Here is a 22,067-nt window from a genome sequence, read left to right as displayed (position 1 = left end):
CGAGGGTACGGCTGGATCGACCGGTGGTCGGACGGGACCGAGAGCCCTCGCCCGGCCACCGGTCACCGGTCGGCTCAGCCGGCCAGGCCCTTCTTCAGCGCGGCGCCGATCTGCACCGCCCGTCGGGCGGTGAGCGCGGCGGCGCCCAGCGCCACGGCGTCCGGGGCGATCTCCCCGTTGTTGCTGGTGTGCGAGGCGCCGTACGGGTTGCCGGCAATGAACTGGCTGGTGTCGGTGTAGCCGGGGGTCACCACGACTCCACCCCAGTGGTAGAAGACCGTGAAGAGCGAGGTCAGGGTGGTCTCCTGACCGCCGTGGGAGGTCGCCGTCGAGGTGAACGCGGAGTAGACCTTGTTGGCCAGCGCGCCCTGGGCCCACAGCGGGCCGGTGGTGTCGATGAACTGCTTCAGCTGGGCGGCGACCATGCCGTACCGGGTCGGCGCGCCGAAGATCACCACGTCGGCCCAGGACAGGTCGTCGATCATCGCCTCGGGCACGTCCTGGGTCTCCAGGTGGTGTGCCTGCCACCCGGAGTTGGAGCGGATCGCCTCGTCCGGCGCCAGCTCGCGCACCTTGCGCAGGCGCACCTCGGCGCCGGCATCCCCGGCGGCCTCGCACACGGCCTGCGCCATCTGGTACGTGATGCCGGTGGCGCTGTAGTAGATCACCGCTACCTTGGTCTGGGCAGCCATAGATGTTCCCCTTCTCGTCAGAGTCAGCTCCGGCGACTACCCGTTGCCCGCACCGTCAAACGGCAACCCGCGCGCGCTGCCCCGCCGATCGGCGGCCGCATCCTCAAGTTTTCCGCAAGTTCCGGGGCGTTCCGACCCTCGGGTGTTCACGGAGAGCGATCCTGATGTCACCGGCACCGACGGGAGTACTCCGCCGCCCCCGCGCCGGGCACCTGAACGGGGGATCGCGCTCCGCCGGCAACGGGGCGGGCGTAGCGCGATCAGGGGCCCGTCCGCCGGTCACCGCCTCCGCTCAGCGGACCAGCGCCGCCATCAGCCGCTCCAGCTCCGCCGCCGGGTCGGCGGTGAGCCCGGTGTGCACCGGCCCGGTCTGGATCATCGTGCTGCGTGGCGCGGCCAGCCAGTGGAACCGCTCGCCGAGCCGCATCCGGGTCGCCGGTCCGTCACCGGCGCAGGTCCGGTCCCAGGAGTCGAGCACCGCGGCCACCGCCGGCAGGTCCACGTCGGGCGCCAGGGCGCGGACCCGGTCGGCGTCCAGGTGCGTCCGCGCGGCCAGGAAGTCGCGCTGCTGGCAGTAGAGCAGCACGCCGACGTTGATCTGCTCGCCGCGCTCGATGCGGGGCACCAGCCGGATGACGGCGTACTCGAAGGGTTGCCTCATGCCGCGCTCCCCTGCGGCAGCCAGTCGGCGGTGCGCGCGACCCGGGCGGACAGGTGCGCCAGGTACGCCTCCCGTGCCGCATCGGCCGAGTCGAAGTCGGCGGCGGTCAGCCACTCCTCCGGCACCAGCGCCAGCACCTCACGGAGCAGCTCCGGGGTGACCCGGGGGGCCAGCTCGGCGTCGGCTTCGGCGAGCCGGTCGGCGTACGGCGCGAGCACGTGGTCCTCGGCGCGGTACGCCCGGTGCACGGCGGCACCGGCGCGCGGCCAGTTGTGGTGGAAGTACAGGCAGGCGCCGTGGTCGATGAGCCACAGCTCCCGGTGCCAGACCAGCAGGTTCGGGTTGCGCCAGCTCCGGTCGACGTTCTCCACGTACGCGTCGAACCAGAGCACCCGCGAGGCCAGCATCGGGTCGACAGGATGCGCGACCGGGTCGAAGCCCAGCGCCCCGGGCAGGAAGTCCATCCCCAGGTTGGCGCCGCCGCTGTTGCGCAGCAGCTCCTGCACCTCCTGGTCGGGCTCAGCCCGACCGATCACCGGGTCGATGTCGAGCACCACCAGCGGTGGTACCCGCAGCTCCAGGCGGCGGGCCAGCTCACCGCAGATCACCTCGGCGATCAGCGCCTTGGGCCCCTGCCCGGCGCCGCGGAACTTCGCCACGTACGTGCCGAGGTCGTCGGCCTCCACCACGCCCGGCAGCGAGCCACCCTCGCGTAGCGGGGTGACGTAGCGGATCGCGGTGACCTGGCGGAGCACGTCGCCCACCCTACTGTGATCTCCGGCCGCGCCCGCCGGAGCCGTCGCGCGACGCGGCCGGCGAGCGCGCCCCGGCCCGGCGCGTCGATCGTGCGCGTCGGTGAGCGTCAGTCGAGCTTGTCGCGGAGGTCGTCGACCTGCTGTTGGAGGCGGTCCACCGCACCCTCGTTGTTGATGAAGGTGGAGATGCCCGCGGCGAGGCCCAGTCCGATGAGCACCGCCAGGATGCTCAGCACCAGGCCACCGATCGCCACGCCCCGCCCGGTCACGCCCGGGCGGCGGGACATCTTCAGCCCGACGATGCCGAGGATGACCCCGATGATGCCGAGCACCAACCCGATCCAGGCGAGAATGGCGGTCAGCACGCTGATCAGGCCGGCCACGCCGAAGACCAGGGCGAAGGTGGCGGCCGCGCTGGTCTTCGCGCGGGCGTCCGCCCGATGGGTCCGGGACCCGGCCGGCGCGCCCGTACCCCGGGCCGGCTCGTTTGCGGCAGTCATCAGACTCCCTTCCGCACGCGCGGCGCGCGTACTTCCGACGCGCCGCTTTCCCGCTGCGCCGGCCGTTACGCCCCCTGGGCGCGAACCGGCGAGCGACAGGCCACGGGCGCGGGGGCGGCGGATGCGCGGGACGCCGCGTCAGGCGGAGTCGTCGGTAGGTGGCCCTAGGCTGGCAGCCCGGCAACCGGAAGGGGCACGACCCATGCCTGTCGACCTCAGCGCAGCCGACGCGCTGGCGCTGCGGATGAGCAGCCTGCTGCTGCGGCCGCACCCGGGCGTCCGACCCGGCAGCGTCGCCGAGGTGGTCGAGTGGTTCGGCGCGATGCAGGCACAGGACCTGGCCAGTGGGCTGTGGTCGCTGGGCGCGCGGCTGCCCGGGCAGACCGTGACCGACGTGCAGGCGGCGTTGGAGAAGCGGGAGGCGCTGCGCACCTGGCCGATGCGGGGCACCGTGCACCTCGTCCCGCCCGCCGACGCGCGCTGGATGCTGGAGCTGACCGGCGTCCGGTCGCTGGCCGGCGCGTCGACCCGGCGGGCGCAGCTCGGGCTCACCGACGCCGACGCGGACCGGGCGGTGGATGTGCTCGGCGCCGCGCTGGCCGGCGGCGGTCGACTCACCCGGGCGGAGTGCCTGGCCACCCTCCGCGCGGCCGGCCTGGCCACCGACAGCCAGCGCGGCTACCACCTGCTCTGGTACGCCAGCGTGCGCGGAGTGACCTGCCTTGCGCCGAACGTCGGCACCGAACAGACCTTCGCGCTGCTCGACGAGTGGGCGCCCGGGCCACGGCAGTTGGACCGGGACGAGGCGCTGGCCGTGCTCGCCCACCGCTACGTGCGCGGGCACGGTCCGGTCACCGCCCGCGAGTTCGCCGGCTGGACCGGCCTCACCCTGACCGACGCGCGGCGTGGGCTGGCCGCCGCCGGCGACGTGCTGACCGTGGTGCGGGTCGACGGTGTGGAGATGCACGTCGACGCGGCGCTGGCCGACGCACCGCGCCCCCCGGTCGACGACGTGCTGGTGCTGCCCGGCTTCGACGAGTACCTGCTCGGCTTCCGGGACCGCTCGTTGATGCTCGACCCCGCGCACCAGGCCGCCGTCGTGCCGGGCAACAACGGCATCTTCCAGTCCACCGTGGTCCGCGCCGGCCGGGTGGTGGGCCTGTGGAAACGTCGCGTCGCCCGGGCCGCGGTCACCGTGACAATCCAGCCGCTGACGCCACTGGACACCGCCGGACGTGCCCGGGTCGAGCAGGCCCTGGGCCGGTACGCCGACTTCCTCGGGCTGCCGCCCCGGTTCGAGTGGCCGGCCTGACCAGCGCGGCGTCGGGCGTCAGTCCTCGTCCGGGCTGGCAGGTCGCGGGCGGGCCGCGGTGAGCACGTCGACGACCCGGGCCACCTGGGGGTCCGCACAGATCTCCGCCACGGTCGCCGGCAACGGCAGCCGCCAGTTCGGATACTCGTCCACCGTGCCCGGCATGTTCGGCTGACGCACCTCGCCCAGCACGTCGTAGAGGGAGACGCCGAGCAGCCGGGTCGGGCTGGCCGCGAGCGCGGCGTGCATCGCCACCACCACCTCGCCGTCATCCGGCGCGGCCGTGTCGGGCAGCAGCGCCTCGGCACGCAGCATCGTCAGCAGCCGCTCCCGGTCCGCGTCGGCCCGGGCCCGCTCCACCGCCACGTCGGCGCCGAGCAGCTTCAACTCGTCGCGTACCCGGACGTGCTCGCCGGTCAGGAAGCCGGGAGCGGTCGGCAGGTCGTGGGTGGAGATCGTGGCCAGCGCGTTGCGCGGCCAGCGGGTCGGCGGAACGAAGTCGCCGTCGTCGTCCTGGGCGAACCACAGCACGGTCGAGCCGAGCATGTTTCGCCCGCGCAGCCCCCGGGTCACCGCCGGCTGGACGGTGCCAAGGTCTTCGCCGACCACCACCGCCCCGGCCCGGTGGGCCTCCAGCGCGAGGATGCCGAGCATCGCCTCGGCGTCGTAGCGGACGTAGGTGCCCTCGGCGGCCCCGGCACCCGGCGGCACCCACCACAGCCGCCACAGCCCGGCGACATGATCGACCCGCAGGCCACCGGCGTGCCGCAGGGTCCGCCGCAGCATGTCCCGGTAGGCCGCGTAACCGGTGGCGGCGAGCCGGTCCGGGCGCCACGCGACGAGCCCCCAGTCCTGGCCGAGCTGGTTGAAGTCGTCCGGCGGGGCGCCGACCCGCACGCCCTGGGCCAGCACGTCGGCGAGCTGCCAGCCGTCCGCGCCACCCGGGTCGATGCCGACGGCCAGGTCGTGCACCACGCCGACCGGCATCCCGGCCGCCCGGGCCGCCGCCGTGACAGCGTCGAGCTGCTCGTCGCAGAGGTGTTGCAGCCAGGCGTGGAAGGCCACCCGGTCGGCGAGCTGGCGGCGCTGCTCGGCGACCGCCGGGGCGTCCGGGTGGTGCAGCTCCGCCGGCCAGGCCCGCCAGTCGTTCCCGTGCCGCTCGGCCAACGCGCACCAGGTGGCGAAGGTGGTCAGCGCCGGGTCCGCGCCCAGGTCCACCGGCTGGGCGTACGGATGCAGCAGCTCCAGGGCGTGCCGCTTGGCGGTCCACACCTCGTCGTAGTCGATCAGGTCGCGCCGGTCGGGGCGCAGCGCGTCGACCACCGCCCGGGTCGCCGGGTCGGCTGCCCGGTACGCGGCGGTCTCGCTGACCCGCAGGTAGAGCGGGCTGACGAAGCGCCGACTGGCCGGCGAATACGGTGAAGCGGCGACCGGATGCGCCGGCCCGACCGCGTGCAGTGGGTTGAGCAACACCAGCCCCGCGCCGGTGGCACCGGCCCAACCGGTGAACTCGGCCAGGTCACCGAGGTCGCCCATGCCCCAGGAGCGTTCCGAGGTGAGCGCGTAGAGCTGAAGCATCCAGCCCCAGGTGCGCGGCGGCACGGGCAGCCGGCGGGGCACCACCACCAGCGTCGCCTCCCGGCCGGCGCAGGCCAGCCGGTGCCAGCCCAGCGGCAGATCCGCCGGCAGTTCGCCGTCGACCGCGCGGTGGCCACCGTCCTCCAGGGTCACCACGCCCGGGCCGGGAAGCACCCGAGTGGCGCCGTGGGTGAGCACCACCGTCTCCGGCAGGGCGGCCCGGTCGACCGCGCGGGTGGCGGTGAGCGCGTCGGCGATGGCCGCCGGGCTGGTGGCATCCACGCCGAGGAGGCCGAGCACGCCGACGACGGTCTCCGGCGCGACCTCGACGCGCCGGTGCCGCCAGTCCTCGTACCAGGTGGACACGCCGTGCGCGTTGGCCAGCGCGACCAGTCGTCGGTTCATCCGTCCCCCGCTTCACGACGCGACCTGCGACCACCTTGTCACGGCCGGGCGTGCGGCGCAGGACCCGACGGGGCCGGCGGGCGGACCGCCGGCCCCACCACGGTGGACGCTGTCAGTCGGCGAGCGCGCCGGCCGCCCGGCCCTCGTGCAGGGTGAGGTTGCGCCCGTTGGCCGGGTCGAACAGGTGGATCTTCTCCAGGTTGAACCAGACCCGGCGCGACTGCCCCTCCGCCACCGGGGACTCGGCCGACAGCCGGGTGACCAGGTTGCTGCCGGCGCCACTGAAGTCGGCCGAGCCCGCGTCCGCGGCCAACTCCTCCAGCTCGGCGGCGCTGGCCTTCTCTCCCTCCACGGTGAAGTAGACGTACTTGTCCGAGCCCATCGACTCGACGATCTCCACCGGAGCCTCGAACTCCAGGCCCCGGCGGCGGGTGTCCTCGTCGACCAACTCGGCGTCCTCGAAGTGCTCGGGGCGGACACCGAGGATCAGCTCCCGCGGCGCGTCGGCCGCCTCCAGTTCCCGGCGGACCCGATCGCCGAGCGGCACGTCGCCCAACGCGGTATGCAACCCGCCGTCCTGCACGACGGCGTGCAGGAAGTTCATCGACGGCGAGCCGATGAAGCCGGCCACGAAGAGGTTGCGCGGGTGGTCGTAGAGCTCCTGCGGCGGGCCGACCTGCTGCACCGCACCGCCGCGCATGATCACAACCCGGTCACCGAGGGTCATCGCCTCGGTCTGGTCGTGCGTGACGTAGACGGTGGTGGTGCCGAGCTGCTTCTGCAACCGGGACACCACCGTGCGCATCTGCACCCGCAGCTTGGCGTCCAGGTTGGACAGCGGCTCGTCCATCAGGAACGCCTTCGGCTGCCGGACGATCGCCCGGCCCATCGCCACCCGCTGGCGCTGCCCACCGGAGAGGTTGGCCGGCCTGCGGTCCAGCAGCGGGGTCAGCTCCAACACCTTGGCCGCCTCGTCGACCTTCTGGTTGATGGTCTCCTTGTCCAGCTTCGCCAGCCGCAGCGGGAAGGCCATGTTCTCCCGCACGGTCATGTTCGGGTACAGCGCGTACGACTGGAACACCATGGCGATGTCCCGGTCCCGGGGGGCCTTGTCGTTGACCCGCTGACCGCCGATGCGCAGCTCGCCGGAGCTGATGTCCTCCAGCCCGGCGATCATGTTGAGGGTGGTGGACTTGCCGCAGCCCGAAGGGCCGACCAGGATGACGAACTCGCCGTCGGCGATCTCCAGGTCGACGTCCTGCACGGCGACGGTCCCGTCCGGGAACTTCTTGCTCACCTTGTCGAGCACGATGTCAGCCACGACTACCACCTATCCCTTGACTGCGCCGGAGGTCAGGCCGGACACGATGCGGCGCTGGAAGAAGAGGACGAACAGAATGATCGGAATGGTGATCACCACGGCGGCGGCGCAGATCGCCCCGGTCGGGTCCTCGAACTGCGACTCGCCGGTGAAGAACGACAGGGCGACCGGCACCGTACGAGCCCGCTCGGTGGAGGTCAGCGTGATGGCGAACAGGAAGTCGTTCCAGCAGAAGATGAAGACCAGGATCGCCGTGGTGAACAGCCCGGGTGCGGCCAGCGGGGCGATGACCCGCCGGAACGCCTGACCCTGGGTCGCGCCGTCCATCTTCGCCGCCTTCTCCAGGTCCCACGGGATCTGCTTGAAGAACGCCGACAGCGTGTAGATCGCCAGCGGCAGCGCGAAGGTGATGTACGGCAGGATCAGCCCGGGCCAGGTGTCGAAGAGGCCGAGCTGCCGCTCGATCTCGAACAGCGGCGACACCAGCGACACCTGCGGGAACATCGCGATCAACAGGGAGACGCCGACCAGCACCCGCTTGCCGGGGAAGTCCAGCCGGCTGATCGCGTACGCCGCCATCGCGCCGAGCACCACCGCGATCAGCGTGGCGATCAGCGCGATGCCGATCGAGTTGACCAGCGCGCGGACGAACTGGTCGGTGTCGAAGATCGTCCGGTAGTTGTCCAGCGTCCACTCCCGGGGGATGAAGTTCCCGTCGGTGAGGGTGGCCGGCGTCTTGAACGACAGCGACGCGATCCACAGCACCGGGACCAGCGCGAAGACGACCACGAGGACGTCCAACAGGCCCCAGCGCAACCGGGCGCGGGTGGTGGTTTCGGTACCGGTGGCCATGTCAGCGCCTCTCCCCGTCGTCGCTGCCTGGGGCAGCGGTGCCGAACAGCTTCACGAAGACGAAGGCGATGATCGCCACGGTGATGAAGATCAGCACCGACATCGTCGAGCCGATGCCGAGGTTCAGGCCCCGGATCAGGTTGTTGTAGGCGAGCATCGACACCGACGAGGTCTCGTTGCCGCCGGCGGTCAGCACGAAGATGTTGTCGAAGACCCGGAACGCGTCCAGGGTGCGGAACAGCAGCGCGACCAGGATCGCGGGCTTCATCACCGGCAGCATCACCTTGGTGAACCGCTGCCAGGCGGTCGCGCCGTCGGTGGACGCGGCCTTGAGCAGGTCCTCCGGGACCAGCGCCAGCCCGGCCATCAGCAGCAGCGCCATGAACGGGGTGGTCTTCCAGATCTCCGCGAGCATGATGATCGCCAGCGAGCTGGCCCGCTCGGTGAGCGGCGCGCCGTCGCTGAACAGGTCGGCGAGGTAGCCGGTGCCCGGCGTCCAGGCGTACCGCCAGGAGAACGCGGCGACCACGGTGACGATCCCGTACGGGATCAGCGCCGCGGTCCGCACGATGCCCCGCCCGACCAGCGTGCGGTGCATGATCAGCGCCAACCCCATGCCGAGCACCAGCTCGACGGCCACGGTGACCACCGTGATCAGCATGGTCACCCCGAACGCGGTCCACCAGAACTCGTTGGTGAGCACCGTGACGTAGTTCTCCAGCCCGATGAACTCGCGCTGGTCGGGAAAGCGCAGGTCGAAGCGCTGGAGCGACAGCCAGACCGAATAGATGATCGGGTACGCGGTCACCGCGACCATCACCAGCGCGGCGGGCGCGCAGAGCAGCCAGCCGAGCTTGCGTTCGGCCTTCTTGTTCTCGCTCAGCGGCGCCTTGCGACGGCCGGTGCGCTGGGTGGGGACGGTGGCGTGCCGGTCGGTGGCGCGGGTGGTCTCCTCGGCGGTCACGTCCGCCCCGGTCGGCGTGGCGGGCAGGCTCACGGGAGGACCCCCTTGGACTGGAGAGCGTCGGCGATGGCGCCGCGCAGCTCGTCCGCGGTCTTCTGCGGACGGATCGCCGACGGCGGCGACAGGATCGCCGACATCACGGTGGAGATGCTCTGGTAAGCCGGGGTCAGCGGGCGGGTCGCCGGCTCCTTCAGCTCCTCCAGGATGGTGTCCTTCATCGGGTACGCCTCGACCATCTCCGGCTCGTCGTAGACCGCCTCGATCGTGGGCGGCACGCCGTCGTTGATCGCGGAGAACTTCTGGTGCTCGGCGTTGCGGATGCAGCGGGCCGCCTCGAAGGACAGCTCCGGGTGCTTGGAGTAGGAGCTGACCGCCATGTTCACCCCGCCGATGGTGACCTTGCTCGGGGTGTTCTCGTCGATGCCCGGCATCCGAGCCCAGCCGACCTGCTTGGCCAGCTCCGGGTTCGCCTCCTGCAGTGCCGGGTAGACGAACGGCCAGTTCACCTGGAACGCGCCCGCGCCGGACTCAAACTCCAGCCGGACCGGGTCCTCGGTGGCGTTGCTGAACGACGGCGAGGTCACGCCCGACGTGGCGAAACGCTGCAACTGCTCCAGCGCCCGGACCGTGCCGGCGTCCATCACGGCCTGCGTACCGTCGTCGTTGAGGATGTTTCCACCGGCGCTCTCGGCCAGGGTGTTGTAGAGGACGACCAGGCCCTCGTACTGGGCACCCATGGTGAGCACCTGGTAGGGCTTGTCCTGGTCCTTGAGCTGCTGCGCGGCCGTGATCATCTGGTCCCAGGTGGTCGGCGGCTGCGGCACCAGGTCCTTGCGGTACCAGAGCAGCTGGACGTTGGTGTTCTTCGGCGCGGCGTACAGCTTGTCCTCGTAGCGGGCGGTGTCCAGCGGCCCGGCGAGGGTGCCCTGCTCGACCTCGGCCTTGTCCTGGCCGGTCCACTCGCGGATCCAGTCGGCGCTGGCGAACTCCTGGGTCCAGGTGACATCCAGACCGAGCAGGTCCATGCCGGTGTCCTCGGCGGCCAGCCGACGCACCATCTGCACGCGTTGCTCGTCGGCCTGTCGGGGCAGCACCCGGTAGGCGATCTTGTACCGCCCCTGGGCCTGCGCGTTGCAGTCGTCGACGACCTTCTGCAGGTTCTGTTCCGGCGGGTAGTACAGGTTGAGCGTCGGTGGGCCACCAGCGTCACCGGAACCACAGGCGGCCAAGGGCGCCACCAGCGTCAACGCGGCGGCAGCCGCCACCACGCGGACCCGTGGTCGCCGTCGACGTCGGGCCTCGTCAGGGTCGTTCATCACCCCTCCCCTCTTGTCGGCCAGCAGCCGGGAGAAGGCACCGTGCCCCGGCGCACGGCGAGACGGTCAGGGCGCTGGGCCAGCGGCGCGGCAACCCCGGACGTTTCGTGGCCTTCACACTGCCCGAGCTGGGAAGTCACGAAACCTGCGCGAAACCCGACGCCGCTGGACCGGGGGTGGCGAGGCGCGGTGTGCGGGAGATCACCACAGCGCCGGCCCGGCGACGAGCAGGCTCGCCGCCGGGCCGGGCATCCTGGGACGGTGCTAGCCCGTTTCAAGGATCTCTGTCTGGACGCCGCCGACCCGCACACCCTGGGTGCCTTCTGGGGGCGGATGCTCGACGCCGAGGTCGTGGACCTCGGCGACGGCGACACTCGCCTGGACCCGCGCTCCGCGCGCTCGAACGCCGAGTCGATCTGGGTGAACCGCGTGCCGGGGCCGCGTACCGGCAAAACCCGCGTACACCTGGATCTGCGGTTGGCCGGCGCGGAGCCGGCGGCGCTGCTCGCCGCCGGCGCCCGGCTGCTTCGCGAACCGGACGGGGAGGTCGGCTGGTGGGTGCTGGCCGACCCGGAGGGCAACCCGTTCTGCGCCTTCCCGGCCCGGGAAGGCGCCCGACCGGGCCTCTTCGAGCTGGTCGTGGACGCGGCCGACCCGGCCGCCCAGGCTGCCTGGTGGAGCGGCGTGGTCGGCGGCACAGTCGAGTACGGGTTGGGTAACGCGTCGGTGGTCGGCGCGGCCGGGTTCCCCTGGGACCACTGGGTGTTCAACGGGGTGCCCGAGCCCAAGACCGTCAAGAACCGGCTGCACTGGGACGTCGACCTGGTCGACCCGGAACCCATGGCGCTGATCGAGGCGGGCGCGACGCTGCTGCGGGAGCCAATTGACGAGGCCCACTGGTGGTGGGTGCTGGCCGACCCGGAGGGCAACGAGTTCTGCGCCTTCGCGCCGCGTCCCATCGGGTGAGCGAACGACTACCCAGCGCGCGCACCGTCGACTAGCGTCTTCCTAGCGCCGCAGCCAACGCGTTCGCCGCCGACGTCGACACGCCTCTGGCCGACCCCAGCCTGCCCGATCGGTTGGTAATCGCGGGAACGTCCCACCGCCGCTCCCGCGGTTCGGCAGGATCGTCCCAACGAGGAGGTGCCGTCGTGCAGGACACCCGCGCTCTCGCCCTGACATTCGAGGTGAGCGGCCTGCCACCGGTCAAGACCGAAGCGTTGTCCATCTTCGCCGCCGGGCACCGGCAGGCGACGAGGGTCCGCACCCTGCTCCAGGCCGCCCTGGCAGCGGCCCAGCGCACCGGCTGGACGCCGTTGCCCGGGCCGGTCGAGGTCGACCTGGTCCTACGCTGCCCGCCCGGGCACCGCACGGCCGACGCCAGCACCCTGCTGGGCGGCGTCTGCGCGGTGCTGCAGGACAAGAAGCGGGTGTCCAGCATCGGCCTGGCCCACCTCGGCGTCCTGGTGGACGTCGCCCTCTACGACGACGACCGGCAGATCCGCCGGTTGTCGTACCAGGAGGAGCCGGCGGAGGACTTCTCGTATCAGGTGCGGGTCGCCGCCGTACCGACCGGGGTTTGACCGACGGCTGCGGTGGGGTACCGCGGACGCCGACGAAGGGAGCACCGATGTCGGAGCCACATGTCACGCTCGACCCGCGCGGGCTCGACCCCGTGCAGCAGAAGCTGCGCGGCCCGCTGGAGGACCAGCTGACCTCGGCGCTCCAGGCAGCGATCGAACGGGTCCGCGGCGGCTACGCCGGCGAGCCGGTCGAGCAGGTCTGCCAGCGACTGTTGGACGAGACGCGGTCCGGGCTGCATCCCGACATCGCGGCCGGCTTCAACCCGGACATGGACGAGTTCTGCCGGGTGGCGGTGGCCATCGTCCGCGGCGGCAAGGTCTCCTGAACCGGACACCCCGCCTCCGCGGCGCAGGTCAGTATCGGCCGAGCTGGGCGTACGGGCTGAGCACGATGCGCGGCGAGGCCGTCGGGTCCAGCCAGTTCAGCACGTCGACCAGGTTGTCGTGGGAGAGGGACACGCAACCGGCGGTGGCGTTGCCGGCGCTGGTGCTGAACTGGTGCAGGAAGATGCCGCTGCCCGCGTTCGGGATCGGCGTCGGCACGTTCGGCGCCATGTTGTAGGTGATGACCGCGAAGTGCGTGTACGCGGGCACCTCCGTCCACAGCGCCTCGCTGGCCCCGCCCGGGTTGGTCGAGCTGTGTTGGAAGGTGTTGTACCGCGACGACGACGGGTTCTCGTTCCACCAGTCGCCGCTGACCAGCCGGTGGTACGGGTACCGCATGCCCGGGTTCGCCGCGATGCCGTACATGGTCGGGCCGATCGAGTAGACACCGGTGGGCGTGGTCGGCACACCTTCCACGTGGTTGTCGCTGAAGCCCTGTGAGCCGATCCGTGCGGGCAACGACGCCGAGGCGGGCTGCCAGCGACCCCTGATCTTCACGTACGCCTCAAGGGTGGCGTAGTTGGTGGTGTAGCTGGCGGAGCTGACGATGAGCACCTGCTTCGTCTGCGGCGGCAGGGTGGTCAGCCGGGCGGCCAGGTTGTGGCGCGGCAGCGTCGGGCGGGTGGATCGGGGAACCGGCGCCGTGCCCCAGGCCGGCGCCGGCGGCCGGCTCGCGCCGAGCGCGGGCGCCGCAGGGGCGATCACGGCCGGCACCGCGAGGCCTGCGGCGGCACCGAGCAGGAGGGATCTGCGCTTCATTCCGTCATCCTGACAGTCGGCCCGGCTCGCGTCTGTCCCGCTCGCCGGGGGTGGTCGTTTGGGGGCGTGGTCAGGGCCGGGTCCGCAACTACCCGGCCCTGACCTCCGGCGGACCGGCAGGGAAGCGGACAGCTCCGGCGCCCCGTCGCACGCGCGTGCGTGGCACGACGCCTCGCGGCTCGACGGAGCGAGCCGGCCGCTCCGCACTCAGCTCCACGGTGCCCACCCGCCGGACGCCGGTGCGCCCCCGGCACACCCCGAGAGGCCGTGAGCGCCGACCCAGGTTAGGCGCGCCACGACGGGCCGGACAAGGCGCGGCGAACCGCCAGCGGCGTGACTGATCTCAAGGTGGAAAAGCGGCATGTCGGCGTAACGCGACCATGATCGCTGGCGCTGTTCGGCTTCTGGACGGTCAGAAGTGCCGCAGCAGATCGCGGAACTCGGCCAGCCGCAGAACGCCCGCGTCGGTCGGGTCCAGTTCGTCGTCCTCCAGCACCCAGGTGTTCTCGTTCGGAATGAACACCGCGTTCAGTCCGGCCGCTCGGGCCGGCAGGATGTCCGACTTCGGGGAATTGCCGATCATCCACGCGCCGGCCGGGTCGAAGCCGTGCTCCCGGATCAGCCACCGATACGTGTCGACCTTCTTCTCGGCGACGATGTGCGCGGCCCGGAAATGGTGCAGCAGCCCGCAGGCGTCCAGCTTGCGCTGCTGTTCCACCTGGTCGCCCTTGGTCAGCAGCAACAGCTCGTGCCGACCGGCCAGCTCGTCGAGCGCGTCGGCCACCCCGGGCATCAACTCGACCCGGTGCTCGACCAGGGCCACCGCCAGCCGGTCGATCTCCTGACGCTCGGCGTCGGTGGCCGGCCGCTCGCGCAGCCGCTCCAGGCACTCCGCGAGGCTGCGCAGGAAGACCTTGCTGCCGTAGCCGTGCGCCACCGCGTTGGCCCGCTCGATGTCGTCGAGGATCGCCCGGGTCTCGGCCCGGTCCAGAGTGGGATGGTCGAGCCAAGCCAGGAAATCGTCGATCACCCGCTCGAAGACGACGTTGTTCTCCCAGAGGGTGTCGTCCGCGTCGAAGACCAACACCTGCGCCTGCCGCCGGGCCATCGCGTCCACCGTCATGCCGCCACCTCCTTGTGATCAGCTCCTCCGCCGATCCGGGACTCTAGGACGTATCGCGCGGCGAACCCAGCGACTTTCCGGCCCGCCGGTCAGGGCCACCGCAGCAACCGGTCCGCGATCATCGCCTCCCGTTCCTCCTGCGCCTCGGGGCGCAGCCGACCGCCCCTGGTGAGCATCACCACGCCGTGCAGCAGACTCCAGCCCACCTCGGCCAGGGTGTCCGGGTCACGCCCCTCGGCCAGTGGGGCCAGGGCCGCCCGCAGCTCGGCGAAGACGGCCCGGGGCGCGGCCGGCACGCCATCCACGCCGAGGGCAAGGTCGGGGGTCAGCGCGAGCATCGCGTCGTAGACCTCCGGATTCGCGTACGCGAAGTCGAGGTACGCACTCACCACCGCCGGCCAGGCCCGTTTCGTACCTTCGGTGGCCTCGGCATGACCTTCGGTGGCCTCCGCGTGAGCCTCGGCCAGGTCGGCGGCCAGGTCGGCGAAGGCGCACACCGCGACAGCGGCGAGCAACGCCTCCTGATCGGCGAAGTGCCGGTAGAGATCGCCGACGTCGACCTCGGCCCGCTCGGCCAGCCGCCGGGTACTCACCCCCGTCCAGCCCTCGGCCTCGGCCAACTCCCGAGCGACCGTGACGATGAAGTCACGTCGGTCCTCTTCGGTGGCGCCTTCGGTAGGTGCGGACACGCCCACGAGCGTAAGTCGAGGACACCAGACGTAGCGGCGCGGTGACGGATTGGTGACTGTGCGGTGCCCGTTCAACGCGCAGGTCAGGACGCCTGACCCGATGATCGTGCTCGATCCTGGATCCAGTGGCCTCGCAACACCGGGGATGCCACTACATCGTGGATCGAGCACGATCATGGACAGTCACACGTGCGCGCTCAGCTGACGGCGGCGCCGAACCACCTGGGTAGGTGGCTGAGCAGGTCCTGCTGATCGTCACCGACCCACGCCACGTGGCCGTCCGGCCGCAGCAGCACGGCGGGCAGGTCCAGTTCCTCGCTGACGTCGACGACGTGGTCGACCCGGTCGGCCCAGCCCGTCACCGAGAGCCGGCCGGTCTGGTCGAGCAGCAGTCCGCGGCCGCCGTGCATCAGCTCGTAGAGGCGCCCCCGCTTCAGCCCGATGTCGCGCATCCGCCGGCCGAGCAGTTCATGGCCCTCGCCGAAGTCGTAGCGGACTGCGATGGCGGTGATTTTCTCGGTGAGGTACCGGTTCACGTCCTCGAAGTTCATCAGTGCCGACACCAGCCGACGGACCGCCTGGGGGCCCGGCTCGGTGGATATCAGCTCGCTCTGCGCGCGGGTGTTGTCCAGCACGTCGGCGGCCACCGGGTGCCGCTCGGTGTGGTAGCTGTCCAGCAGCCCCTCCGGTGCCCAGCCGTTGATCTCGGCGGCCAGTTTCCAGCCGAGGTTGAACGCGTCCTGGACGCCGAGGTTGAGACCCTGCCCGCCCATCGGTGGGTGGATGTGCGCCGCGTCGCCGGCCAGCAGCACCCGGCCGACCCGGTAGCGCTCGGCCAACCGGGTGGCGTCACCGAAGCGGGACAGCCAGCGCGGTGAGTGCACGCCGAAGTCGGTGCCCGCGTACACCCGCAGTTGTCGCCTGAACTCCTCGATGGTCGGCGGGACCGCGCGGTCCTCGGCCACCCCCTCTGCGGGCACGACGACGCGGTACGCCCCGTCCCCCACGGGCCCGACACCGAACCGGAGTTGGGTCTTGCGAACCTCGGCGACCACGGTGGCCACCGTCTCCGCCGGCGCGGCCACCTCCATCTCGCCCAGCAGCGTCTCGACCCGGCTGGGCTCGCCGGGGAAGCCGACGCCGAGCAGCTTGCGCACCGTGCTGCGGCCGCCGTCGCAGCCGACGAGGTAACGCGAGTGCAGCCGCGTGCCGTCGGCCAACTCGGCGGTCACCGCGTGGTCGTCCTGGCTCAGCCCGACCAGTTCGCAGCCGCGGCGGAACTCGACGCCGACCTCGACGGCGTGCTCGGCCAGCAGACGGTCGGTGCTGGTCTGCGGGATCCCGAGGACGTACGGATGTGCGGTGTCCAGCCGGGCCGGCGACGGCTTGGGGATGCCGGCGAAGAAGCCACCGACCGGGTACTGCTGGCCGAGCGCGAGGAACCGCTCCAGCAGACCGCGCTGGTCCATCACCTCGACACTGCGCGCGTGCAGACCGAGCGCCCGAACGTACCTGGCCGGCTCCGTCTCCCGCTCCAGCACGAGCGCGTGCACGCCGTGCAGCCGCAACTCACTGGCCAACATCATGCCGGTCGGCCCACCACCGACGACGATCACGTCAAACATTGGAATCCCCCTCTGCCCCGCGAGTCCCACCGGCGGCTCGGCGTACGCGAGAGCCACGTTGACAAAGCGCACGTAGTTCGCGAATCGCTGATTTCCACAGGTTTTGCGTTCGGGGGGAGATTCTGCGGCAGGACCCGGGTCTTGCCGCAAGGCCCCCGGTGCGCTATATGTTGAGGTAGGCAAGGAGCTGGGCTCCCTGCCTTTCTTGTTGTCCACTCCGGACGGTGGGGCCTCCGGCCGGCGGCTAGTCAGTGTGTGTCACCGGGAGCCGGGACTGCGTGCTCGGCGGTTCGGCTGACCTTCTCCCAGCTCGCCCAGGTGTCCATTCGTCGGCGTGAGATGTCGAACGCCAGGTCGTACACCATGCTGCCGAGCAGGAGCCGCAGCGGCGGGTCGTCGCTGTCGACCAGTTTCAGCAGCGCGTCGGCGGCCAGTCGGGGTTCACTGTCGATCGAGCCCTCGGCCCACTGCCGCTCCAGTTCGGCGCGCAGTGGACCATAGGCCTCCATCGGGGTGGTCGAGGTCATGCTGGTGTACAGGTCGGTCCAGTAGCCCCCGGGCTGCACGATGCTGACCTTGATGCCGAAGGCCGCCGCCTCCATCGCCAGCGCCTCACTCAGACCTTCCAGCGCGAACTTGCTCGCGCTGTACATCCCGGTGCTCGGGAAGCCGCCGAGCGCGGCGATGCTGGAGATCTGCACGATGTGCCCGGCACGTTGGGCGCGCAGGTGCGGCAGAACGGCCTGGCTGACCCAGAGCGCGCCGAACACGTTCACCTCGAACTGGGCCCGCGCCTCCGCCTCAGTGAACTCTTCGACCATGCCCATGGACATGGTGCCGGCGTTGTTGACGACGATGTCGAGCCGCCCGAATTGCTCGACCGCGGTGGCCACGGCGGCGAAGACCGCCGCCCGGTCGGTCACGTCGAGCCTCAGGACGAGCAGCCTGTCACCGTGGCGCTCGTCGAAGTCGTCGCGGGCGATGGTCCGGGCGGCGGCGACCACTCGATCACCGCGTTCGAGCGCCGCGACGGTGAACGCGCGGCCCAGGCCGCGGCTGGCGCCGGTGATGAACCAGGTACGCGGTGCAGTGCCGGATGAGGTGCGCACAGTCGATCTCCATCCCTTGAGACGAGACGGTCCGTCTCGCTTCTGCGATGACGGTAGGCCGTGCCGCTTCGCCAGTCAAGACGAGACGGTCCGTCTCGTGTTTCTGGTAACCTTCGGCGCATGACCATGCAGCACCGAGCCACGCCGAACGCGGCCCGCCGGAAAGAGGCCTCGCGGCAGGCCATCCTGACGGCGGCGTTCGACCTGCTCCGGGAGGTCGGATACGCCAAACTCAGCATCGAGGGCATCGCCGCGCGCGCCGGCGTCGGCAAGCAGACCATCTACCGCTGGTGGCCATCCAAGGGCACGGTCATCTTCGATGCCTTCCTTCTCCTCAGCGCCAGCGAGGGCGAGCCTCCGGTACTGCCCGACACCGGCGACCTGGAAGCCGACCTGACAGCGGTGCTACGCGCCACGGTCACGGAGTTGAACGATCCGCAGTACGACCAGCCGATGCGCGCGTTGGCCACCGAGATCGCGCACGACCCCGAGCTGGCCGCCGTCTACGTCGAACGCCTGGACGGGCCGTTGAAGGAAGCCAAGCGGCAACGGCTACGCAGTGCCCAACAGGCCGGGCAACTCGCCGAGGACCTCGACCTCGACGTGGCCGTGGAGATGATCTGGGGTCCCCTGCTCAACCGCTGGCTGCAACGCAGTGGGCCGCTCACCGCCGAGTACGCCGACCGCGTCGTCACCACAGCACTCAACGGCTTGCGCCCACGCTAGTCCGACGATTGAGCCGACGTGGCGGGGTCTCGCAGAGTGCACTCGACCTCGCGGGCAGGCCACGGTCCGAGGCGTCCGACGTACGTCATCCCAGGCCGCGCTGCCGGGCGAGCAGTTCGACGGCGTCCTTTGCCTCCCGCAGACCGACACCGGTCGCCTCGCGGTAGATCTTGATGGCCTGGATCTTGCGGCCGGCGAGCAACTCCTGCAGGACCGCTCCAGGGGCCTCGGGCTCAGGCTCGCGGATGCCGAGGTGGGCCATGATCAGATCCAACTTGCGCTCGACCACGGCCAGCCTGCGAGCCTGCTGATCCACGTTGGAACGGCGGCCACTCGCGGCGAGCAGAGGCACGAGCACGAGCACCAACACGACGGCGATTGGCACGATCCACTCCATACCCGCCATTGAACACTGGCGAGAACCCCGATACCACCGCCCGGCACTGGTCGCGGTTCAGCTCTGCGGAACGACGCCGTCGGCCATCGCGCCCAGGCGGGTCCGCACCACCAGGTCGTGCAGGGCGTTCACGGCTTCCGGGTCCGCTCGGTCGGGCAACGCCGACGCGTCCCGGGCCGCCTCCAGCTCGGCGCGCAGCCGCGGCACGTCGGTGGCGAGCCGCTGCGCGGCGCCAGTGGGGAGCGGTCCGTGTTCGGCCTCCCGCTTGGCGGCGATGAGGTCCGGCACGTACGCCAACCTCGTCGCGAGCACACCGAGGTCCGTCTCCAGGCGGCCGGTCCGCATCAGGTGGATCCCGGTGAGCAGGACCCGCAGCGTGTACAGCGCGGGCTTGAGCTGCCCGGTCTTGGCGTACAACTTCTCCTGGCCGGCCGCGAACCCGAGATAGTGGTGCGCGTGGTGACGGGTGATCAGTCCCGGTGCCAGAGACATGAGCTCGGCGTGCACCGCGGTGGTCACGACCACCAGCGGTGACAGCAACTGCTCCAGCACGTACCCGTTGCGGCTGTTCAACAGCTTGGCGAACTTCAGCAGATCGTGACTGACCACGTCCAACTCGACACCGTCGCGCACGCCGGTGTGCTGCAACGTCTGCGGGCCGGTGCGCAACCCGACCACCTCACCCGGCGACAGCAGGTGCGCGGCCCGCAGATCCAGGTCGGAGTCGACAGACGCGAACCCGTACAGGTGGGCACCGCTGACGGTGGCGAACAACAGCGGGCGGGGCAGAGCGCGAGCGGCCTCGCCGGCCCACGACGGCACCTCGGTGGTCACTACAGGTTCCTTTCCCGTACGGCGGTGAGCAGCCGGTCCACGGCTTCCCGGTCGGGCTGTACCGGCAGCGCGGTGGTGGCGGCGGCGTCGGCGAGGTCGGCGAGTAGGTCCGCCGCCCAGGCGCCGACCACGTCCCACGGCAGCTCACCGCGCCGCACCGCGAGCAGCCGGTCGCGCAGGTGCCGCACGTCGACCAGAACCTCCCCGGTACGCAGCACATGCGCTCCGGCGACCAGCAGCCGGATCATGTGCATCGCCTGCTTGTGATTCGTCTCCCCGGTGCGCTCCCGGCGGGCCGCCACCCGTTTCAGCTGATCCCGGGCGTAACTGCCGTACGTCTCGGCCACCCGACTCGACAGGAACGCCCGCCGCGCCGCCAGCAACCGCTCCCCGTCCTCGGTGATCGTCTCGACCAGCGGGGACCAGAGCACCTCCAGAACCGTCGGGTTGCCCTGCAGGGCAAGCACGCAGAAGCGTTCGAACTCCCAGGAAAACTGCTCCGCTGCCGGCCCGTCCACGTGGGTGGGCGGCTTGTCCAGATGCCAGAACGCGCGGGTCGGTGCCGCATACACACCACGCCGGTCGTAGTCGGAGCCCGGGCCGTGCAGCCCGTACGCCCGCGACCCGACCACCACGGCGAGGACGGTATGCCGCTCGACAAGCTCGATCACGCTCGGCAACGCTACCCAAGCCCCACCCCGGGCGCGTGATCTTTTCCGGCAGGCCTCGGCATGGCATCCAGCGACGTCAACCAGGTGGTGTGAAGCTGGACAATGGTGGTGGCCGGCGGAGTGATGGCTCCGGGAGGCACTGGGAGGTTCGTAGCGTCCCAGGACCGTCCGCACCAGGCGACGGGCACACCCGCCCCGCATGGTGGCGCCGTCTGCTCGGGTCGGCCCGCTGACGACCCGGTGGCACCACCAGTCATGCGAGTCACGGATTCAGCGGTGCAGGGCGGTCTCCCGCTGCATATGCGACAGCTTCTCGGGATTGCGCACAGCGTAGAGCCCCGTGATGAGGCCGTCGTCGATGCGTAGCGCCACGACCGTGTCGATCTCGCCATCGAGCCGGAGGACCAGCGCCGGGTAGCCGTTGACCTCGGCCGGCTGTATCGACATGGCCGCGATCCTGACCTTCCTGGTGACCAGCAGCCGGGCGACCTTGCCGGCCCCCGTGACGGGCCGCAGCAGCGCTTGTTTGACTCCGCCACCGTCACCCAGGAGCACGACATCCGGCGCGAGGATGTCGAGCAGGCTCTGCATGTCGCCGGTCTCGACCGCCCGCTGGAACGCCTCAAGCGCACCCCGGGCCTCGGCCGGCGAAACAACCCCGCGCGGCCGGCGCGCGGCGACATGTACTCGTGCCCGGTGGGCGATCTGGCGGACCGCCGCCGGGCTCTTGTCGACGGCTTCGGCGATCTCGTCGTAAGCCAGATCGAACACCTCGCGCAGTACGAACACCGCCCGCTCGGTCGGGGCGAGCGTCTCCAGCACCAGCAGCATCGCCATCGAGACGTTCTCGGCCAACTCGACGTCGTCGGCGACGTCGGGCGTGGTCAGCAGCGGCTCGGGCAGCCAGGAGCCGACGTAGGACTCCTTGCGGCGGCCGAGCGTACGCAGCCGGTTGAGCGACTGGCGGGTGGCGATCCGGACCAGGTATGCGCGCTGGTCCCGCACCGTCTCAAGATCGACGTCCGCCCACCGCAGCCAGGTCTCCTGGAGGACGTCCTCGGCGTCGGCGGCCGAGCCGAGCATCTCGTAGGCGACGGTGAAGAGCAGGTTGCGGTGGGTGACGAATGCTTCGGTACCCGGATCCGCGCTCATGACTGCGCTCCCGGGTTCCGGAATGTGCTGGCCACCGGCGGCTCCTGTCCTCGATCTCGGCTGCGTCGCTCACAAGACACCGCTCCGCTGGTTTCGGTGACAACAGGCGCTTGTGACGGGCGTCACCTGGCCGAGCTGTCACAGGAATCGAGCCGGCGGCATCTCCTGCCCGAGCCGATGGCGACGCTGACTTCGAGACCAGAGTCGCCAACAACCCTGCGAGGAGAAACCTCATGAACGTCACTCTGTGGGTCGCTGCCGGACTGCTGGCCATAGTCGCCCTGGTTGGCGGCATCAGCAAGACTTTCGTGCCCAAGGAGAAACTGGCCGAGGCCCCCGGCGGAGGGTGGACCGAGCACGCCAGCGTCGGCTTCGTGAAGACCCTCGGGGTCCTCGAACTCCTGGCTGCGGTCGGTCTGATCCTGCCGGCCGTGCTCGACATCGCACCGGTCCTGGTGCCGGTGACCGCCGTCTGCTGGATCCTGCTGATGGTCGGCGCGGTGATCACCCATCTCCGGCAAGGCGACGGCAAGTTCATCGTGCTGAACCTGGCCTATCTCGCCCTGGCCGCCTACGTGGCCTGGGGCCGCCTCGGCCCCGAATCCTTCAACGGCTGACGAGCAAGGTCGCACAAGGCTGAGCGACCCGCAAGATCGTGC

The 22,067-nt window shown here is 70.9% G+C and carries 24 protein-coding genes; 6 read left to right on the top strand and 18 right to left on the bottom strand.

The window, feature by feature from the left end; translation table 11 throughout:
* Positions 1–74: 74 nt before the first annotated feature.
* From wrbA to OG990_RS03970, 4 genes are all read right to left on the bottom strand, one after another.
* Entirely contained in the window at positions 75–692 is a 618-nt protein-coding gene (gene wrbA, locus OG990_RS03985; protein WP_406079013.1) for an NAD(P)H:quinone oxidoreductase, read from the bottom strand.
* A 292-nt stretch (positions 693–984) separates the two neighbouring features.
* Positions 985–1,353 (bottom strand): DUF3037 domain-containing protein, encoded by a 369-nt coding sequence (locus OG990_RS03980; protein ID WP_328418615.1) that lies wholly within the window; start codon positions 1,351–1,353, stop codon positions 985–987.
* Complete coding sequence (locus tag OG990_RS03975) at positions 1,350–2,108, bottom strand: HipA family kinase (RefSeq protein ID WP_355614538.1); 759 nt, start codon at positions 2,106–2,108, stop codon at positions 1,350–1,352. Before OG990_RS03975 ends, OG990_RS03980 begins: the two co-directional genes overlap by 4 nt.
* Positions 2,109–2,215: 107 nt before the next feature.
* The gene (locus OG990_RS03970) at positions 2,216–2,608 is read right to left on the bottom strand and encodes a DUF4190 domain-containing protein (RefSeq protein WP_328418617.1); all 393 of its coding nucleotides are present in this window, start codon (positions 2,606–2,608) and stop codon (positions 2,216–2,218) included.
* A 202-nt stretch (positions 2,609–2,810) separates the two neighbouring features.
* Between OG990_RS03970 and OG990_RS03965 the strand changes: the two genes are divergently transcribed.
* A complete protein-coding gene (locus OG990_RS03965) occupies positions 2,811–3,920 on the top strand; it encodes a winged helix DNA-binding domain-containing protein (RefSeq protein WP_406079012.1) in 1,110 nt (369 codons plus the stop codon).
* An 18-nt stretch (positions 3,921–3,938) separates the two neighbouring features.
* On the opposite strand, the gene malQ is transcribed toward OG990_RS03965, so the two are convergent.
* The 5 genes from malQ to OG990_RS03940 form a co-directional block, all read right to left on the bottom strand.
* On the bottom strand, positions 3,939–5,903 hold the full coding sequence (gene malQ / locus OG990_RS03960) for a 4-alpha-glucanotransferase (protein ID WP_406079011.1): 1,965 nt from the start codon (positions 5,901–5,903) through the stop codon (positions 3,939–3,941).
* 112 nt (positions 5,904–6,015) lie between these two features.
* Positions 6,016–7,224, bottom strand: a complete 1,209-nt coding sequence (locus OG990_RS03955; RefSeq protein WP_406079010.1) for an ABC transporter ATP-binding protein — start codon at positions 7,222–7,224, stop codon at positions 6,016–6,018.
* A 9-nt stretch (positions 7,225–7,233) separates the two neighbouring features.
* Positions 7,234–8,076, bottom strand: coding sequence for a carbohydrate ABC transporter permease (locus OG990_RS03950; protein WP_355614526.1), 843 nt, complete (start codon positions 8,074–8,076; stop codon positions 7,234–7,236).
* Between the two features lies 1 nt (position 8,077).
* Positions 8,078–9,073, bottom strand: coding sequence for a sugar ABC transporter permease (locus tag OG990_RS03945; RefSeq protein WP_328418622.1), 996 nt, complete (start codon positions 9,071–9,073; stop codon positions 8,078–8,080).
* On the bottom strand, positions 9,070–10,356 hold the full coding sequence (locus tag OG990_RS03940) for an ABC transporter substrate-binding protein (protein WP_328418623.1): 1,287 nt from the start codon (positions 10,354–10,356) through the stop codon (positions 9,070–9,072). Before OG990_RS03940 ends, OG990_RS03945 begins: the two co-directional genes overlap by 4 nt.
* Positions 10,357–10,617: 261 nt before the next feature.
* Between OG990_RS03940 and OG990_RS03935 the strand changes: the two genes are divergently transcribed.
* From OG990_RS03935 to OG990_RS03925, 3 genes are all read left to right on the top strand, one after another.
* The gene (locus OG990_RS03935; RefSeq protein WP_406079009.1) at positions 10,618–11,322 is read left to right on the top strand and encodes a VOC family protein; all 705 of its coding nucleotides are present in this window, start codon (positions 10,618–10,620) and stop codon (positions 11,320–11,322) included.
* A gap of 185 nt (positions 11,323–11,507) precedes the next feature.
* On the top strand, positions 11,508–11,939 hold the full coding sequence (locus tag OG990_RS03930; protein WP_328418625.1) for a hypothetical protein: 432 nt from the start codon (positions 11,508–11,510) through the stop codon (positions 11,937–11,939).
* Positions 11,940–11,986: 47 nt separating this feature from the next.
* Positions 11,987–12,265 carry a hypothetical protein gene (locus OG990_RS03925; RefSeq protein WP_328418626.1) on the top strand — a complete coding sequence of 93 codons (279 nt, stop codon included), beginning with the start codon at positions 11,987–11,989 and terminating at the stop codon, positions 12,263–12,265.
* A gap of 28 nt (positions 12,266–12,293) precedes the next feature.
* Here the strand turns inward: OG990_RS03925 and OG990_RS03920 are convergent, their stop codons facing one another.
* From OG990_RS03920 to OG990_RS03900, 5 genes are all read right to left on the bottom strand, one after another.
* Entirely contained in the window at positions 12,294–13,082 is a 789-nt protein-coding gene (locus OG990_RS03920; RefSeq protein ID WP_406079008.1) for a L,D-transpeptidase, read from the bottom strand.
* A 412-nt stretch (positions 13,083–13,494) separates the two neighbouring features.
* Positions 13,495–14,205 (bottom strand): HAD family hydrolase, encoded by a 711-nt coding sequence (locus tag OG990_RS03915; protein WP_328418628.1) that lies wholly within the window; start codon positions 14,203–14,205, stop codon positions 13,495–13,497.
* 89 nt (positions 14,206–14,294) lie between these two features.
* The gene (locus tag OG990_RS03910; RefSeq protein ID WP_406079007.1) at positions 14,295–14,894 is read right to left on the bottom strand and encodes a TetR/AcrR family transcriptional regulator; all 600 of its coding nucleotides are present in this window, start codon (positions 14,892–14,894) and stop codon (positions 14,295–14,297) included.
* Between the two features lie 197 nt (positions 14,895–15,091).
* Entirely contained in the window at positions 15,092–16,519 is a 1,428-nt protein-coding gene (gene rox, locus OG990_RS03905) for a rifampin monooxygenase (RefSeq protein WP_406079006.1), read from the bottom strand.
* Between the two features lie 248 nt (positions 16,520–16,767).
* Positions 16,768–17,628, bottom strand: coding sequence for an SDR family oxidoreductase (locus OG990_RS03900; RefSeq protein WP_406079005.1), 861 nt, complete (start codon positions 17,626–17,628; stop codon positions 16,768–16,770).
* Positions 17,629–17,754: 126 nt separating this feature from the next.
* Between OG990_RS03900 and OG990_RS03895 the strand changes: the two genes are divergently transcribed.
* Positions 17,755–18,354 carry a TetR/AcrR family transcriptional regulator gene (locus tag OG990_RS03895; RefSeq protein ID WP_406081643.1) on the top strand — a complete coding sequence of 200 codons (600 nt, stop codon included), beginning with the start codon at positions 17,755–17,757 and terminating at the stop codon, positions 18,352–18,354.
* 85 nt (positions 18,355–18,439) lie between these two features.
* Here the strand turns inward: OG990_RS03895 and OG990_RS03890 are convergent, their stop codons facing one another.
* The 4 genes from OG990_RS03890 to OG990_RS03875 form a co-directional block, all read right to left on the bottom strand.
* The gene (locus OG990_RS03890; RefSeq protein ID WP_406079004.1) at positions 18,440–18,751 is read right to left on the bottom strand and encodes a ribosomal protein L7/L12; all 312 of its coding nucleotides are present in this window, start codon (positions 18,749–18,751) and stop codon (positions 18,440–18,442) included.
* Positions 18,752–18,808: 57 nt separating this feature from the next.
* Positions 18,809–19,585, bottom strand: a complete 777-nt coding sequence (locus tag OG990_RS03885) for a DNA polymerase beta superfamily protein (protein WP_406079003.1) — start codon at positions 19,583–19,585, stop codon at positions 18,809–18,811.
* Positions 19,585–20,256: a DNA polymerase beta superfamily protein gene (locus OG990_RS03880; protein WP_406079002.1), complete on the bottom strand. Its 672-nt coding sequence runs from the start codon at positions 20,254–20,256 to the stop codon at positions 19,585–19,587. Before OG990_RS03880 ends, OG990_RS03885 begins: the two co-directional genes overlap by 1 nt.
* A 270-nt stretch (positions 20,257–20,526) precedes the next feature.
* On the bottom strand, positions 20,527–21,408 hold the full coding sequence (locus OG990_RS03875) for an RNA polymerase sigma-70 factor (protein ID WP_406079001.1): 882 nt from the start codon (positions 21,406–21,408) through the stop codon (positions 20,527–20,529).
* A gap of 233 nt (positions 21,409–21,641) precedes the next feature.
* Between OG990_RS03875 and OG990_RS03870 the strand changes: the two genes are divergently transcribed.
* Positions 21,642–22,025, top strand: coding sequence for a DoxX family protein (locus OG990_RS03870; protein ID WP_406079000.1), 384 nt, complete (start codon positions 21,642–21,644; stop codon positions 22,023–22,025).
* The last annotated feature ends 42 nt before the right edge of the window (positions 22,026–22,067 follow it).

Source organism: Micromonospora sp. NBC_00858, assembly GCF_045207365.1.
In the GTDB taxonomy this organism is placed as follows: Bacteria; Actinomycetota; Actinomycetes; order Mycobacteriales; family Micromonosporaceae; genus Micromonospora.
The sequence above is the reverse complement of the archived record's forward strand: the minus strand, read 5'-3'. Positions and strand labels throughout refer to the sequence as shown.